Origin of the sequence: Pseudomonas sp. YY-1 (assembly GCF_002843095.1) — a bacterium.
In the GTDB taxonomy this organism is placed as follows: Bacteria; Pseudomonadota; Gammaproteobacteria; order Pseudomonadales; family Pseudomonadaceae; genus Aquipseudomonas; species Aquipseudomonas sediminis_A.
On the sequence record NZ_PJLX01000018.1, the window covers coordinates 67939 to 83074 of the forward strand.

Below are 15136 nucleotides of genomic sequence, written 5' to 3' on the forward strand. Positions count from 1 at the left end.
TGGTGACGGAGGTCACTGCAGGCTGAGCACTTCGCCGCGCTCCTGGATCCATTCGTCATGGCTGGGCGCGGCCTGTTCGCCGCTCATGCGGTGGATGATCTCGAAGTAATGTTGCTTGAGGGTGTCACGCATGATCTGGTCACGCTTGCGCACGCGCACGGCGTAGATGCTCTGCAGATTCTGATGGTCGAAGTCGCGCCATTGCTGCTCGTCCTTGAGCAACTGGTAGCGGTGGCCTTCGAGTGCGGCGATCAGGGTTTCGGCGTCGGTGCTGGCGCTACGCCTGACTGCATCGGCCCATTGCTGGACGACGGTGTAGGCAGAGGCCGCGGTACCGCCCGGATACTCCTGATGCTCGCGCAGATAGCGTTCGACGAAGCGTTGGCCGGCCTCGCTGTTTTCCAGTTTCGGGGTGTCCCAGGTCCAGGTTTCGGTACCTATCACGTCTTCCATCACCTGCGGGCCAACCTGCTGGACCAGGCTCTTGGTCAGGTTCGGCACGATGATCTGCATGCGCTGCTTCAGGCCCATGTTGTGAGCCATGCGCATACTGCGTTGCAGGTTGTCGCCGAGTAGCGCCAGGACCAGCACGTCGGCACCGCTCGCCGCAGCCTTGTCCATGGCGGCGCGGTATTGCTCGCGGCGCAACGGGCCGGGGGGCAGGGCGCTGCGGCCATGACGGGCACGGTCAGCGCTGCCGGTGGCCAGGCGCAGGGTCTGCTCGATGCTGCGACCCCAGGCATCGTCGATGACGATGTAGTGATAACGCTGGCGCGGCAGATGCCAGGACAGGTACTCGCCGAGCACCCGCGCACTCATCCAGGCGCTGCCGGATTCGCGAAACAGGTAGCGCTGGCCTGCCTGGCCGGTGACTTCGTTGGCGTAACCAAGGGTGGCGAAATACAGCAGACCCAACTCGCGGGCCCGTTGCCCGGCGGCGATGGCCTCTTCGCTGGTGGCGCTGCCGAAGACCATACGTGCACCCTGGCTGGCGAAGTGATCGACGTTGCGTGTGGCCTGGGCTGCATTGGAATCGGTGTTCTCGCTGAGCAGTTCCAGCGACTGGCCGAGCAGGCCCCCTTGCCGGTTGATCGCCTCGACGGCGAGCAGGGCGCCGCGGCGCAGCTCCAGGCCTTCATCCTTGTAGTTGCCGGTTCGCGGATAGTTGAGGCCAATCTTCAGGCTTTCGGCCTGCGCCTGGCCAAGCAACGCGGCCAGTAGCAGTGCGAGCAGTACGCGTCCCATGGGCATTCTCCTTATGGTTGGGAGGTGCCTTTCTACGGGCCGCGTCATCCCTGCACCATGGGCTTTTGGTGGCGCCTGGTTGCTACTTGCGGCGATCTGTCCGGGGGCGGGTACGGCAGGTATTGCTACCAAGGAACGAGGAAAATCGGCTGGGGGTGCAATTGTTGGGTGACCCGGGTGAGCCAAGAATTTGCGGCAGACCGGGAAAATTTCCCGGCAATAACAATGAACCCGCAGAGGTAGCCGCAATGAAACACGCCGGTCTTCGCCAGCCTTTCCTCCTCACCGCACTCTGTGCCGCCATGCTGTTGCCGTCCGCCGCCGCGCTGGCGGTCACCGACGCCGAGATTCTCAAGGACGCCACCACCACCGACGAGATCGTCACCAACGGCCTCGGCTTGCAGGGCCAGCGTTACAGCCCGCTGAACATCCTCAACGAGCAGAACGTCAAGGAACTGCGCCCGGTCTGGACCATGTCCTTCGGTGGTGAGAAGCAGCGTGGTCAGCAGGCGCAGCCGCTGATCAAGGACGGTGTGATGTACGTCACCGCTTCCTACTCGCGGGTGTTCGCCGTCGATGCGCGCACCGGGCGTGAGCTGTGGCAGTACGAAGCGCGCCTGCCAGACGATATCCGTCCCTGCTGCGACGTGATCAACCGGGGCGTCGCCCTGTACGACGACCTGGTGATCTTCGGCACCCTCGACGCCAAGCTGGTGGCGCTGAACAAGGACACCGGCAAGGTGGTGTGGCGCAAGAACGTCGCCGATCACAAGGCGGGTTACTCCATCACCGCGGCGCCGCTGGTGGTCAACGGCAAGCTGATCACTGGCGTCTCCGGTGGTGAGTTCGGCGTGGTCGGCAAGATCGAAGCCTACGATCCGAAGAACGGTGAGCTGCTGTGGAGTCGCCCGACCGTCGAAGGTCACATGGGCTACGTCTACAAGGACGGCAAGGCCGTCGAGAATGGCATCAGTGGTGGCGAGGCCGGCAAGACCTGGCCGGGCGACCTGTGGAAGACCGGCGGCGCCGCGCCCTGGCTCGGCGGCTACTACGATGCCGACACCAACCTGCTGTTCTTCGGTACCGGCAACCCGGCACCGTGGAACTCGCACCTGCGTCCTGGCGACAATCTCTATTCCTCCTCGCGCCTGGCACTGAACCCGGACGACGGCAGCATCAAATGGCACTTCCAGACCACGCCGCACGACGGCTGGGACTTTGACGGCGTCAACGAGCTGATCTCCTTCGACTACCAGGAAGGCGGCAAGACCATCAAGGCGGCAGCCACTGCCGACCGTAACGGCTTCTTCTACGTGCTCGACCGCACCAACGGCAAGTTCATCCGTGGCTTCCCCTTCGTCGACAAGATCACCTGGGCCAAGGGCCTGGACAAGAATGGCCGGCCGATCTACGACGACAGCAACCGTCCTGGCTCGCCGAGTGCGAAGGAGAAGGGCACGAGCGTGTTCTCCGCACCGGCTTTCCTCGGCGCCAAGAATTGGATGCCCATGGCCTACAGCCAGGACACCGGTCTGTTCTACGTGCCGTCCAACGAGTGGGGCATGGACATCTGGAACGAGGACATCGCCTACAAGAAGGGCGCCGCCTACCTGGGTGCCGGCTTCACCATCAAGCCGCTCAACGAGGAGTACATCGGCGTGCTGCGCGCCATCGACCCGAAGACCGGCAAGGAAGTCTGGCGCCACAAGAACTACGCGCCGCTGTGGGGCGGGGTGCTGACCACCAAGGGCAACCTGGTGTTCACCGGCAATCCGGAAGGCTACCTGCAGGCGTTCAATGCCAAGACCGGTGAGAAAGTCTGGGAATTCCAGACCGGCTCGGGCGTGATCGGCTCGCCGGTAACCTGGGAAATGGACGGCGAGCAGTATGTCTCCGTCTTGTCCGGCTGGGGCGGTGCGGTACCGCTGTGGGGCGGCGAGGTGGCCAAGCGCGTCAAGCACCTGAACCAGGGCGGCATGCTGTGGACCTTCAAGCTGCCGAAGGAGCTGGTGGCCAAGCGCTGATCGCTTGAAGTGTCAGACGATGGCCGGACTCTGTCCGGCCATCGTCGTTTCCGGCGTCTGGCTGCCAGCGCCGAGCCGCTGCGAAATGCCACGGGCGAAATTTCCTGGTTTGGAACGCAAGACCAGGCCAACGGGTCTAGCCTTTAGCTTCCATAGCCCCGTACCTCGCTGCCAAAGGCCCGTGCCAGACCGCTCTACTACCAAATGACTAGGCGATCTGTGCCATGGGTGCATACCGAGGTTTTCGGGGGCTTTCTAAGATCGAACCATGACTCGCTTCCCCGATTGGTAGCGGGCTCCGACAACAAGAGAGGTCAGCATCATGATTTACGCGAATCCGGGTTCTGCAGGCGCCGTCGTCACCCTCAAACCGCGCTACGGCAACTATATCGGTGGTGAGTTCGTCGCCCCGCTAAGTGGCCAGTACTTCAGCAACACTAGCCCGGTCGACGGCTCGGTGATCGGTGAATTCCCCCGTTCCAATGCTGCCGACATCGACAAGGCGCTGGATGCCGCACATGCCGCCGCCGATGCCTGGGGCAAGACCTCGGTGCAGGAGCGTTCGCACATCCTGCTGAAGATCGCCGACCGTATCGAAGCCAACCTCGAACTGCTGGCCGTGGCCGAAACCTGGGACAACGGCAAGGCCGTGCGTGAGACTCTGAATGCCGACGTGCCGCTGGCTGCCGACCACTTCCGCTACTTCGCCGGTTGCATCCGCGCCCAGGAAGGCAGCACCGCCGAGATCAATGAAGGCACCGTGGCCTATCACTTCCACGAACCGCTGGGCGTGGTCGGGCAGATCATTCCGTGGAACTTCCCGCTGCTGATGGCCGCGTGGAAACTGGCGCCGGCACTGGCTGCTGGCAACGCAATCGTACTCAAACCAGCCGAGCAGACGCCGCTGTCCATCACCCTTTTCGTTGAGCTGATCGGCGACCTGCTGCCACCGGGCGTGCTCAACATCGTCCAGGGCTACGGTCGCGAGGCCGGTGAAGCGCTGGCCACCAGCAAGCGCATCGCCAAGATCGCTTTCACCGGCTCCACCCCGGTCGGCTCGCACATCATGAAATGTGCCGCCGAGAACATCATCCCGAGCACCGTCGAACTGGGGGGCAAATCGCCGAACATCTTCTTCGCCGACATAATGAACGCCGAGCCGGCCTTCATCGAGAAGGCTGCCGAAGGTCTGGTGCTGGGCTTCTTCAACCAGGGCGAGGTGTGCACCTGCCCGTCGCGCGCACTGGTGCAGGAGTCGATCTACGACGCCTTCATGGTCGAAGTGCTGAAGAAGGTCAAACAGATCAAACGTGGCAACCCGCTGGACACCGACACCATGGTTGGCGCCCAAGCTTCGCAGCAGCAGTACGACAAGATCCTCAGCTACCTCGAAATCGCTCAGCAGGAGGGCGCCCAAGTGCTCACCGGCGGTGCGGCCGAGCGCCTGGACGGCGACTTGGCCAGCGGTTACTACATCCAGCCGACGCTACTCAAGGGCACCAACAAGATGCGCGTGTTCCAGGAAGAAATCTTCGGCCCGGTGATCGGTGTGACCACCTTCAAGGACGAAGCCGAAGCCCTGGCCATCGCCAACGACACCGAGTTCGGCCTGGGTGCCGGCGTGTGGAGTCGCGACATGAACGTCGCCTACCGCATGGGCCGTGCGATCAAGGCTGGCCGCGTATGGACCAACTGCTACCACCTGTACCCGGCGCATGCCGCCTTCGGTGGTTACAAGAAGTCCGGCGTCGGCCGTGAAACCCACAAGATGATGCTCGACCACTATCAGCAGACCAAGAACCTGCTGGTGAGCTATGACATCAATCCTCTCGGTTTCTTCTGAGTTGTGATGCATCCCAACGGTGGCGCGCTCGCTCCGGTGCGCCGCCTCTTGCCAGGCGAACAACCCTACCCGGGTGGATCTGCAGGCAGCCATGGGCCTGAACGGCAGCAGATCCTTATCGCGACGCGGCTTCGGCCGCGTTTTTTATTGGCGCATGTTTCAGCTCAGGCGATGACTGGAACCTTCCTGGCGCGAGGCATGCCTACTGATAGCGTCACCTACCAATGCCAGTGCCGATTCATCCCAAAGTACCATTTGGCCTCTTGCCTGGCGGGGGCTTAATGGGGTTGCCGGAATGCCCCGGCTTCATAAAAAGAGGACCGCACCATGTGGACTAAACCCGCCTACACCGATCTGCGCATTGGCTTCGAAGTGACCATGTATTTCGCCAACCGCTGATCGCTCCTGGCCCCGGCTCGTCCGGGGCATCCCCGCTGGTGACTTCCATGCATATCCAGATTCTCGGTTCCGCCGCCGGTGGCGGCTTTCCCCAATGGAACTGCAACTGCCGCAATTGCCGCGGCGTGCGTGCCGGTACCCTGCGGGCGCAGCCGCGCACGCAATCGTCCATCGCCATTTCCGATGACGGTGAGCAGTGGATCCTGTGCAATGCCTCGCCGGACATCCGTGCGCAGATAGAGGCCTTTCCGGCGCTGCAACCGGCGCGCAAGCTGCGTGACACCGCCATCGCCGGCATCGTCCTGCTCGATAGCCAGATCGACCATTGCACCGGTCTGCTTACCCTGCGCGAAGGCTGCCCGCATAAGGTCTGGTGTACCGAGATGGTGCATCAGGACCTGACCACCGGTTTTCCGCTATTCAACATGCTCAGCCACTGGAATGGCGGCCTGCAGCACCAGTTGATCGAGCTGGATGCAAAACCCTTCAGCATTCCCGCCTGTCCTGCGCTGAGCATCACCGCCATCGCCCTGCGCAGCAGTGCGCCGCCGTATTCGCCGCATCGGGGCAATCCGCACCCGGGGGACAACATCGGTCTGTTCATCGAGGATCGTCGCAGCGGCCGCAGCCTGTTCTATGCGCCGGGCCTGGGCCAGGTAGACGGGCACCTGCTGGGCTGGATGCGCCGCGCGGACTGCCTGCTGGTCGATGGCACGCTGTGGCGTGACGATGAGATGCGCGTGTGTGAGGTGGGCGACAAGCTCGGCAGTGAGATGGGCCACCTGTGCCAGAGCGGCCCTGGCGGCATGATCGAGGTGCTCGACGGACTGCCCTCCGCGCGCAAGATCCTTATCCATATCAACAACACCAACCCGATTCTCGACCTGGACTCGCCCGAGCGCACCGAACTGGACGCCCACGGCATCGAGGTCGCGTTCGATGGCATGAGCATCGTTTTGTAGGGTGTGCGGGGCCGCTCAGGCCGTGCGTACCTTGAAGAATGCTGGTGTGCACGGCGCACCCTACGGCAACGCGTATCGGAGATACTGATGAGCCAACCTGCCATGACCCCTGCCGAGTTTGAGCAGACGCTGCGCGCCAAGGGCGCGCTGTATCACATCCATCACCCGTTCCACCGCGCCATGTACGAAGGGCGCGCCACCCGTGAGCAGATCCAGGGCTGGGTGGCCAATCGTTTCTACTACCAGGTCAATATCCCGCTGAAGGATGCGGCGATCCTCGCCAACTGCCCGGATCGCGAAACCCGGCGCGAGTGGATTCAGCGCATCCTCGACCATGACGGTGCGCCCGGAGAAGAGGGCGGTATCGAGGCCTGGCTGCGCCTGGCCGAGTCCGTCGGTCTCGACCGTGATCAGGTGCTGTCGCAGGAGCTGGTGCTGCCTGGCGTGCGCTTCGCCGTCGATGCCTACGTCAACTTCGCTCGTCGCGCCAACTGGCAGGAAGCGGCCAGCAGTTCGCTGACCGAGCTGTTCGCTCCACAGATCCACCAGTCGCGCCTGGATGCCTGGCCGCAGCATTACCCGTGGATCGACGCCACCGGCTACGACTACTTCCGCAAGCGTCTGAAAGAGGCGCGCCGCGATGTCGAACACGGCCTGCGCATTACCCTCGAGCACTACCGAACCCGCGAAGCGCAGGATCGCATGCTGCAGATCCTGCAATTCAAGCTGGACGTGCTGTGGAGCATGCTCGACGCCATGAGCATGGCCTACGAGCTGCAGCGTCCGCCGTATCACACCGTGACCAACGAGCGCGCTTGGCATCGGGGTATAGCCCTATGAGTATCGAGCGAGCGGTGCGCACGGCGCACCCTACGGCCGCATTTCCGTTCGACGCGCCCTTTGTAGGGTGCGCCGCGCGCACCAGTCAGGAGCCCGAACAATGACTGCTGTCATCCTCCCACCCAGCGTACCCGCCATTCGCCGCGGCTTTCGCCTGCAGTTCGAACCGGCGCAAGGCTGCCACGTGCTGCTCTATCCGGAAGGCATGATCAAGCTCAACGACAGCGCCAGCGAAATTCTCCAGCAGGTCGACGGTAAGCGCTCGGTGGCCGAGATCATCGGCAACCTGCACCAGCGCTTCCCCGATGTGCCCGGTATCGACGAAGACATTCTTGCCTTCATGGAGGTGGCCCATGCTCAGTTCTGGATCGAGCTTCGCTAAGGCAGGTCATGAACCAGGGCCACCGCTGTGGCTGCTGGCTGAGCTGACCTACCGCTGCCCGCTGCAGTGCCCGTACTGCTCCAACCCGCTGGATTTCTCCCAGCAGGGCACAGAGTTGTCGACCGCCGAATGGATCGAGGTATTCCGCCAGGCGCGTGAACTGGGGGCGGCGCAGTTAGGCTTCTCCGGTGGCGAGCCGCTGGTGCGTCAGGATCTGGCCGAGCTGATCGCAGCGGCGCGCGGCCTGGGCTACTACACCAACCTGATCACCTCCGGCATCGGCCTGACCGAAGCGCGTATTGCCGAGTTCGCCGAGGCCGGGCTCGATCATATCCAGATCAGCTTTCAGGCCGCCGACGAGGAGGTGAACAACCTACTGGCCGGCTCGAAGAAGGCCTTCGCGCAGAAACTGGCGATGGCCCGCGCGGTCAAGGCGCACGGCTACCCGATGGTGCTCAACTTCGTCACCCATCGGCATAACATCGACAACATCGAGCGCATCATCGAGCTGTGTCTGGAGCTGGAGGCGGATTTCGTCGAGCTCGCCACCTGCCAGTTCTACGGCTGGGCCGAGTTGAACCGGGCCGGGCTGCTACCGACCCGCGCGCAACTGGAGCGCGCCGAGCGCATTACCAATCAGTGGCGCGACAAACTGGCGGCCGAGAACCACCCGTGCAAGCTGATCTTCGTTACCCCGGATTACTACGAGGAGCGCCCCAAGGCCTGTATGAACGGTTGGGGCAACCTGTTCCTCGATATCACCCCGGACGGCACGGCGCTGCCTTGCCACAGCGCGCGGCAGTTGCCGGTGCAGTTTCCCAACGTGCGCGAGCACAGTCTCGAACATATCTGGCGGCATTCCTTCGGTTTCAACCGCTTCCGCGGTGACGACTGGATGCCCGAGCCTTGCCGTTCGTGCGACGAGAAGGACAAGGATTTCGGCGGCTGTCGCTGCCAGGCCTTCATGCTCACCGGCGATGCCAGTAACGCCGACCCGGTATGCAGCAAGTCGGCGCACCATGGCGTGATTCTCGCTGCACGCCAGCAGGCCGATGAAGCGCCGCTCGGGCTGGAGGCCCTGCAGTACCGCAACGAGAAGGCCTCACGAATCATATGCAAAGCGTAGGGTGCGCCTTGCGCACCGATCCTGACGCGATCTGGAGTGCCGAGCAGGCTGCAGCTGCCAGTGCCGACTTCGCCGAACTGCACGCAGCCCACGGTGGCGTGTTGTGGGTGGCATTCGACCCACAGCTGGCGCGTTGCGGGCTGTTCTTCTATCGCGATGGTGTGGTGCGTGAGCTCACGCCAGCAGGGTTTTCCGTGCGCAGCCGCGTCTACGAGTACGGTGGCGGCGCCTGCTGCGCCACGGAGCAGGGCGTGGCGTTCGTCAACGAGCGTGATCAGCAGGTCTATCGTATCGATATCGGCTTGGACGGCGGTGCGCACGGCGCCCCCTACCTGATCACCAGTCAGTCCCACTGCCGTTATGGCGACCTGTCCTTTGTGCCCGCCTGGCAGGCGTTGCTGGCTGTGGAGGAAAGCCGTGAAGTCGGCACGGTGCTGCATCGCCTAGTGCGTATCGGTCTGAACGGCAAGCGTGAGGTACTGGTCGAGGGTGCCGATTTCTATGCGGCGCCGGTGGCTGACCCCACTGGCCAGCGTCTTGCCTGGATCGAATGGGATCGACCACATCAGCCCTGGATCGCCACGCGTCTGTGCCAGCGTGAGTCCGGCGAGCGCACTCGGGTGCTGGCCGGGCAGGGCAGCGATCAGGCCCTGCAGCAGCCGCGCTTCGATGCCCGGGGCCGGTTGTGGGTGTTGAGCGACAAGGCAGGATGGTGGCAACCCTGGTGCGTCGATAGCGGCACCACACTACACGCTGCGCCTTATGATCACGCGCCGGCGCCCTGGCAACTGGGCGGTCGAACCTATCTGCCGCTGGAAAACGATGAGTTTCTGCTGACCCGTTTCGAGCAGGGTGTCGGCGCGCTGGTAGGGTGCGCCGTGCGCACCAGCGATCTCGACCGCAAAACAATCGGTGCGCACAGCCTGGGCGGCCCCGCGATACCCTACCCAAAGGCAGAGCGGCTGTTGGCCGAAGGTTTTACGCGTTTCCGTAGCCTGGCTGCCGACAACGAACATTTCTACTGCATCGCTGCCGCTCCTGATCGTTTGCCAGCGGTGCTTGCCATTCGCCGCAGCGATGGCGCATTGCAGATGCTGGCTGGCGGTGAGCAGCCGCTGTCCGAAGCACAGCTATCACGACCCCAGCCATTCAGCTGTGGGGTCGGTGAGGGCGAACGCAGCCATGGTTTTTTCTACTCGCCTGCATCAACCGGGGAGCGCCCGCCGCTTGTGATCTTCCTGCACGGCGGGCCAACCTCGGCCTGCTACCCGGTGTTCGATCCGCGTATCGCCTTCTGGACGCTACGCGGCTTCGCCGTGCTCGACCTCAACTACCGTGGCAGCAGTGGCTACGGTCGCGACTACCGCTTGCGTCTGGCTGACGAGTGGGGCGACTTGGAAGTCGAGGATATTCGCGCCGCCATCGACGCACTGGCCGGTGATGGCCGTATCGATGCGCAACGTGTGTATGTGCGCGGTGGTAGCGCTGGCGGCTTCAGCGCGTTGCGTGCTCTGGTCGAGTTACCGCAGTTACGTGGCGGCGCCAGTCTCTACGGCGTCAGCGACCCGCTGGCGCTGCGCCGGCTGACCCACAAGTTCGAGGCGGATTATCTCGACTGGCTGATCGGCGACCCCGAGCCGGATGCCGAGCGCTATCGCAATCGCACACCTCTGTTACAGGCCGAACGTATCAAGGCACCAGTGATTTTCTTCCAGGGCGCGCTGGATGCGGTGGTGGTGCCGAGCCAGACCGAAAGCATGGTCGAGGCGCTGCGTCAGCGCGGTTTGCCGGTTGAATATCACCTGTTCGCAGAAGAACGCCACGGTTTCCGTCAGGCCGCCAACCTGGCCGAGGCTCTGCGCGCCGAGCATGCCTTCTATCAGCGGCTGAGCTGATCGCAGGTCGCATTGCATTAACCCGGCAATGCAGTAGGCTGATCGCCATTCCATAACAATAAATTTCAGGCCGTTGTATGAGCCACGAATTGAATCAGCTGCGAAAGTTCGTTTCCCCCGAGATCATCTTTGGCGCCGGCTCCCGGCATAACGTCGGCAATTACGCCAAGACCTTCGGTGCACGCAAGGTGCTGGTCGTCTCCGATCCCGGTGTAGTCGCCGCGGGCTGGGCTGGCGATGTCGAGGCGAGCCTGCAGGCCCAGGGCATCGCCTACTGCCTGTACACCAAGGTGTCGCCCAACCCGCGCGTGGAAGAGGTGATGGAGGGCGCCGAGCTGTATCGCAGCGAGGGTTGCAACGTCATCGTCGCGGTCGGTGGCGGCAGCCCGATGGACTGCGCCAAGGGCATCGGTATCGTCGTCGCCCACGGTCGCAGCATTCTCGAATTCGAAGGCGTGGACACCATTCGCGTGCCCAGCCCTCCGCTGATCCTGATCCCGACCACCGCCGGCACCTCGGCCGACGTGTCGCAGTTCGTGATCATCTCCAACCAGCAGGAGCGGATGAAGTTCTCCATCGTCAGCAAGGCAGTGGTGCCGGACGTGTCGCTGATTGATCCGGAAACCACCCTGAGCATGGATCCGTTCTTGTCGGCCTGCACCGGCATCGACGCCATGGTGCACGCCATCGAAGCGTTCGTTTCCACTGGCCACGGCCCGCTGACCGACCCGCACGCGCTGGAAGCCATGCGCCTGATCAACGGCAACCTGGTGCAGATGATCGCCAACCCGGGCGATATCGCCCTGCGCGAGAAGATCATGCTCGGCAGCATGCAGGCTGGTCTGGCGTTCTCCAACGCGATTCTTGGCGCGGTGCATGCCATGAGTCACAGCCTCGGTGGCTACCTCGACTTGCCGCACGGCCTGTGCAATGCGGTGCTGGTCGAGCACGTGGTGGCGTTCAATTACAGCGCGGCGCCGGAGCGTTTCAAGGTCATCGCCGAAACCCTCGGCATCGACTGCCGTGGGCTCAACCATGCGCAGATTCGCCAGCGCCTGGTCGAGCACCTGATCGCCTTCAAGCACGCCATGGGCTTCCGTGAGACGCTCAGTCTGCACGGCGTCAGTACCTCTGACATTCCGTTCTTGTCCAGCCATGCGATGGACGACCCGTGCATCCTCACCAATCCGCGTGAATCGACCCAGCGTGATGTCGAGGTGGTGTATGGCGAGGCGCTCTGACGAAGCGCTTGCCGGGCTGCTGGGGCTCGGCAGCCAGTCGGCGCGCAAGAGTCATTACCCCGAGCTGCTGGCGCGCCTGGAAGAGCTGGAAGTTGAGCGCAATCGCTATAAATGGCTGTTCGAACACGCCGTGCACGGGATCATCCAGGCCAGCCTGCAGGACGGTGTACTGGCGGCCAATCCGGCGATGGCGCGCATGCTCGGTTATGACGACCCGCAGCAGGTGCTGTGGTCGCCGGGCGATCTGGCTCGGCACCTGTTCGTGGGCGGCTTCGACGAGCTGGAGGTGATTCGCCAGGGGCTGAGCCAGGGCCAGGCTCTGCTCGGCTACGAGACGCGCCTGCGCAGGCGCGATGGCAGCACCATCGACGTGCTGATGAACCTGCTGCTCAAGCCTGAAGGCGAGGGCATCTTCGAAGGCTTCGTCGCTGATATCACCGAGCGCAAGCAGGCGCAGCAGCGCCTGCAACAACTCAATGACGAACTGGAGCGCCGCGTCGCGGCGCGTACCTTCGAGCTGCTCGAATCCAACCGCAATCTGCAGCGGCAGATCGAGGAGCGCGAGCGCATCGAACTGGCCCTGCGCGAGGCGCGTGACGCGGCCGAAGCGGCCAACCATAGCAAGGACAAGTACCTGGCCGCAGCCAGCCACGATCTGTTGCAACCGCTGAATGCCGCGCGTTTGCTGATCTCCACATTGCGTGAGCGCGAGTTGCCGAGCGCCGAGCAGAATCTGGTGGAGCGCAGTCACCTGGCCCTGGAAGGCGCCGAGGATCTGCTGGCGGATCTGCTGGATATTTCCAAGCTGGATCAGGCGGCGATCAAGCCGGATCTCGATGTCTATCGCCTTGAGGAGTTGCTCGCTCCGCTGGCGTCTGAGTTCGACAGCGTGGCGTCGGCCAGTGGTTTGCGCCTGCGCGCGCGAATTGCCAGTTATGCGGTGCATACCGATTTCCGCTTGCTGACGCGCATCCTGCGCAATTTCCTCAGCAACGCCTGCCGTTACACCGAGCGTGGCGGCGTGCTGCTTGGTGCGCGGCGCCGTGGCGAGTTTGTCGAGTTGCAGGTGTGGGATAGCGGGCGCGGCATCGCGGCCGATCAACTGGACAACATCTTTCTCGAGTTCAGCCAGCTTGAGGTCGGGCGTGCGGCCGAGCGCAAGGGTGTCGGCCTGGGCCTGGCCATTGTCGAGCGCATCGCGCGCATGCTGGGCTACCCGGTGCAGGTGCGCTCGCAACCGGGGCGTGGTTCGGTCTTCAGCATCCGCGTGCCGCTGGCGCATGCCAAGCCGCGGCGCCAGGTGCAATCCGTGGCGCTGCCGATGCTGGGTAATCCCTTGCCGGGCCGGCGCCTGCTGGTGATCGATAACGAAGTCGACATCCTGCACAGCATGCAGGCGCTGCTCAGGCAGTGGGGCTGCGAGGTGGTCACGGCGGTCGATCTGAACGAGGCCCTGCAGCGTCTGCAGGGCAGGGCGCCAGAGGTGATTCTGGCGGATTTCCATCTCGATCACGGCGTGCTCGGTTGTCAGGTGATTCAGCAGCTGCGTGATGAGTTTTCCAGGCCGATTCCGGCGCTGATCATCAGCGCCGATCGCAGCGATGACTGTCGTCGCGAATTGCAGGCGCTGGGTGCGCCTTTGCTGAACAAACCGGTCAAGCCGGGCAAGCTGCGTGCGGTGCTCAGCCAGCTTTTGATGGAAACGTGAACGCGCGCAGACTGGTGGAGTGAACCTGGGCGATTTGGATGCTGTCTATTGGCTACCTCGTCCCTCAGGAGATAACCACAATGACAATTTCCATGAACCCCGTTATGCGCCGTCTGGCGGCTATTACCGCGCTGTTTCACCTGCTGCTGGTGGTGCAGATTCCTGCCGCGAATGCGGCGATGGTCGGCACTCACGAGGTGATCGCCGAGCAGCAGCACAAGGTGGATCAGGAGCAGTTGATGGCCATGCTCGATGACGAGCAGGTGAAGGAGAAACTGGTGTCCATGGGCGTCGACCGTGATCAGGTCGAGTCGCGTATCGCCAGCCTGACCCCTGCCGAACTGGCGCAGTTCAACCAGCAGTTGGATCAGGCACCCGCCGGTGCAGGTGTGGTCGGCATCATCGTGTTGTTTCTGGTGATCTTCATCATCACTGATATGCTGTGCGCCACCAACATCTTCAATTTCGTCAAATGCATAAATCGCTGATTCGCCTCTGCTGTATCGCATCGATCGTTCTACTCACAGCCTGCGCTCGCTCCCCGGTGTTATCACCGGTGGGCGAGCGTTTGCCTGAGCGGGTGGAACTCACCGACGTTCCCTTCTTCCCCCAGGACGCCTATCAGTGCGGCCCGGCCGCCTTAGCCACCATGCTCAACCAGCGTGGCGTGCTGACCACGCCCGGTGCGCTCAAGGACAAGGTCTACATCCCCAGCCGTGAAGGCAGCTTGCAGGTGGAGATGGTCGCCGCCGCACGCAATCACGAAATGTTGGTGTATCCGTTGCAGCCACGCCTGGAGGCGGTGCTCGCCGAGGTGGCCGCCGGCAACCCGGTGCTGGTGCTGCAGAACCTGGCATTCGACTGGTATCCGCAATGGCACTTCGCGGTGGTGGTGGGTTACGACCGCCGCGAGCGCACGCTGATTTTGCGCTCGGCCACTACGCGCAGGCTCGAAGACAGCTTCAACAGCTTCGACAGAACCTGGGCGCGCGGTGGGCGCTGGGCTGTCGTGACCCTGCCTCCGGAACGCTTGCCGGCACAGGCCGACATGCATGTCTGGATGAAGGCTGCCAACGACCTCGAGCAAACCGGCAATGCTCAGCCGGCTCGGCGCGCCTATCGCCGCGCCGCCGAGGCCTGGCCGGAGCAGTCATTGCCCTGGTTCGCCCTGAGCAACAGTCGCTACGCCGATGGCGATCGCAAGGGCGCCGAGCAGGCGTTGCGTGAGAGCCTCAAGCGCGAGCCGGGTTTTGCTGCGGGATGGTTCAACCTGTCGCAAGTACTGGGTGAGCAGGGCTGTGCTGCTGAGGCGCAGCAGGCCCAGGCCTGCGCACAGCGTCTGGCGCCGGAGGATGGGCGCTTCGCCGCACCGCCGAAAGCCAGTGGTTCTGGTGGGCAGTGTCAGGCCTTGCCGGCCTGTCCGTGATGCAAAAGAAAGCGGCGCCCGAGGGCGCCGTTTTCTTTGATGGGC

General features: G+C 63.4%; 13 protein-coding genes. 12 read left to right on the forward strand and 1 reads right to left on the reverse strand.

Annotation, left to right across the window (positions count from 1 at the left end; all coding sequences use genetic code 11):
- Positions 1 to 12: 12 nt before the first annotated feature.
- Positions 13 to 1245 (reverse strand): ABC transporter substrate-binding protein, encoded by a 1233-nt coding sequence (locus CXP40_RS21145; protein ID WP_106735333.1) that lies wholly within the window; start codon positions 1243 to 1245, stop codon positions 13 to 15.
- Positions 1246 to 1493: 248 nt separating this feature from the next.
- Here CXP40_RS21145 and CXP40_RS21150 point away from each other — a divergent pair, with 248 nt between their 5' ends.
- The 12 genes from CXP40_RS21150 to CXP40_RS21205 all read left to right on the forward strand — a co-directional run bounded on the left by CXP40_RS21150 (position 1494) and on the right by CXP40_RS21205 (position 15091).
- Positions 1494 to 3269 (forward strand): methanol/ethanol family PQQ-dependent dehydrogenase, encoded by a 1776-nt coding sequence (locus CXP40_RS21150; RefSeq protein ID WP_099523007.1) that lies wholly within the window; start codon positions 1494 to 1496, stop codon positions 3267 to 3269.
- 322 nt (positions 3270 to 3591) lie between these two features.
- Positions 3592 to 5112: an aldehyde dehydrogenase family protein gene (locus CXP40_RS21155; protein WP_106735334.1), complete on the forward strand. Its 1521-nt coding sequence runs from the start codon at positions 3592 to 3594 to the stop codon at positions 5110 to 5112.
- A 327-nt stretch (positions 5113 to 5439) separates the two neighbouring features.
- Positions 5440 to 5511, forward strand: a complete 72-nt coding sequence (pqqA, locus tag CXP40_RS21160) for a pyrroloquinoline quinone precursor peptide PqqA (RefSeq protein WP_003243383.1) — start codon at positions 5440 to 5442, stop codon at positions 5509 to 5511.
- 47 nt (positions 5512 to 5558) lie between these two features.
- A complete protein-coding gene (gene pqqB, locus CXP40_RS21165; RefSeq protein ID WP_106735335.1) occupies positions 5559 to 6473 on the forward strand; it encodes a pyrroloquinoline quinone biosynthesis protein PqqB in 915 nt (304 codons plus the stop codon).
- 87 nt (positions 6474 to 6560) lie between these two features.
- Positions 6561 to 7313 carry a pyrroloquinoline-quinone synthase PqqC gene (gene pqqC, locus CXP40_RS21170; RefSeq protein WP_106735336.1) on the forward strand — a complete coding sequence of 251 codons (753 nt, stop codon included), beginning with the start codon at positions 6561 to 6563 and terminating at the stop codon, positions 7311 to 7313.
- Positions 7314 to 7413: 100 nt separating this feature from the next.
- Positions 7414 to 7695, forward strand: a complete 282-nt coding sequence (gene pqqD / locus CXP40_RS21175) for a pyrroloquinoline quinone biosynthesis peptide chaperone PqqD (RefSeq protein WP_017363275.1) — start codon at positions 7414 to 7416, stop codon at positions 7693 to 7695.
- The gene (gene pqqE / locus CXP40_RS21180) at positions 7667 to 8821 is read left to right on the forward strand and encodes a pyrroloquinoline quinone biosynthesis protein PqqE (RefSeq protein ID WP_106735337.1); all 1155 of its coding nucleotides are present in this window, start codon (positions 7667 to 7669) and stop codon (positions 8819 to 8821) included. The genes pqqD and pqqE overlap by 29 nt, the downstream gene beginning before the upstream one ends.
- Positions 8809 to 10716 carry a S9 family peptidase gene (locus CXP40_RS21185; RefSeq protein ID WP_106735338.1) on the forward strand — a complete coding sequence of 636 codons (1908 nt, stop codon included), beginning with the start codon at positions 8809 to 8811 and terminating at the stop codon, positions 10714 to 10716. The genes pqqE and CXP40_RS21185 overlap by 13 nt, the downstream gene beginning before the upstream one ends.
- A gap of 77 nt (positions 10717 to 10793) precedes the next feature.
- Entirely contained in the window at positions 10794 to 11957 is a 1164-nt protein-coding gene (gene ercA / locus CXP40_RS21190; protein WP_099523001.1) for an alcohol dehydrogenase-like regulatory protein ErcA, read from the forward strand.
- Positions 11941 to 13665 carry a NahK/ErcS family hybrid sensor histidine kinase/response regulator gene (locus CXP40_RS21195; RefSeq protein ID WP_106735339.1) on the forward strand — a complete coding sequence of 575 codons (1725 nt, stop codon included), beginning with the start codon at positions 11941 to 11943 and terminating at the stop codon, positions 13663 to 13665. Before ercA ends, CXP40_RS21195 begins: the two co-directional genes overlap by 17 nt.
- Before the next feature lie 80 nt (positions 13666 to 13745).
- Positions 13746 to 14153 (forward strand): PA2779 family protein, encoded by a 408-nt coding sequence (locus CXP40_RS21200; protein ID WP_021490532.1) that lies wholly within the window; start codon positions 13746 to 13748, stop codon positions 14151 to 14153.
- Positions 14138 to 15091 carry a PA2778 family cysteine peptidase gene (locus tag CXP40_RS21205; RefSeq protein WP_186351536.1) on the forward strand — a complete coding sequence of 318 codons (954 nt, stop codon included), beginning with the start codon at positions 14138 to 14140 and terminating at the stop codon, positions 15089 to 15091. The genes CXP40_RS21200 and CXP40_RS21205 overlap by 16 nt, the downstream gene beginning before the upstream one ends.
- The last annotated feature ends 45 nt before the right edge of the window (positions 15092 to 15136 follow it).

Bases quoted from the DNA above. Each gene is read 5' to 3' on its own strand.
- CXP40_RS21205 (WP_186351536.1), top strand. From the start codon at position 14,138: ATGCATAAATCGCTGATTCGCCTCTGCTGTATCGCATCGATCGTTCTA.
- pqqE (WP_106735337.1), top strand. From the start codon at position 7,667: ATGCTCAGTTCTGGATCGAGCTTCGCTAAGGCAGGTCATGAACCAGGG.
- CXP40_RS21155 (WP_106735334.1), top strand. From the start codon at position 3,592: ATGATTTACGCGAATCCGGGTTCTGCAGGCGCCGTCGTCACCCTCAAA.
- pqqD (WP_017363275.1), top strand. From the start codon at position 7,414: ATGACTGCTGTCATCCTCCCACCCAGCGTACCCGCCATTCGCCGCGGC.
- pqqC (WP_106735336.1), top strand. From the start codon at position 6,561: ATGAGCCAACCTGCCATGACCCCTGCCGAGTTTGAGCAGACGCTGCGC.
- ercA (WP_099523001.1), top strand. From the start codon at position 10,794: ATGAGCCACGAATTGAATCAGCTGCGAAAGTTCGTTTCCCCCGAGATC.
- CXP40_RS21185 (WP_106735338.1), top strand. From the start codon at position 8,809: ATGCAAAGCGTAGGGTGCGCCTTGCGCACCGATCCTGACGCGATCTGG.
- CXP40_RS21150 (WP_099523007.1), top strand. From the start codon at position 1,494: ATGAAACACGCCGGTCTTCGCCAGCCTTTCCTCCTCACCGCACTCTGT.
- CXP40_RS21145 (WP_106735333.1), bottom strand. From the start codon at position 1,245: ATGGGACGCGTACTGCTCGCACTGCTACTGGCCGCGTTGCTTGGCCAG.
- pqqB (WP_106735335.1), top strand. From the start codon at position 5,559: ATGCATATCCAGATTCTCGGTTCCGCCGCCGGTGGCGGCTTTCCCCAA.
- CXP40_RS21195 (WP_106735339.1), top strand. From the start codon at position 11,941: ATGGCGAGGCGCTCTGACGAAGCGCTTGCCGGGCTGCTGGGGCTCGGC.
- CXP40_RS21200 (WP_021490532.1), top strand. From the start codon at position 13,746: ATGACAATTTCCATGAACCCCGTTATGCGCCGTCTGGCGGCTATTACC.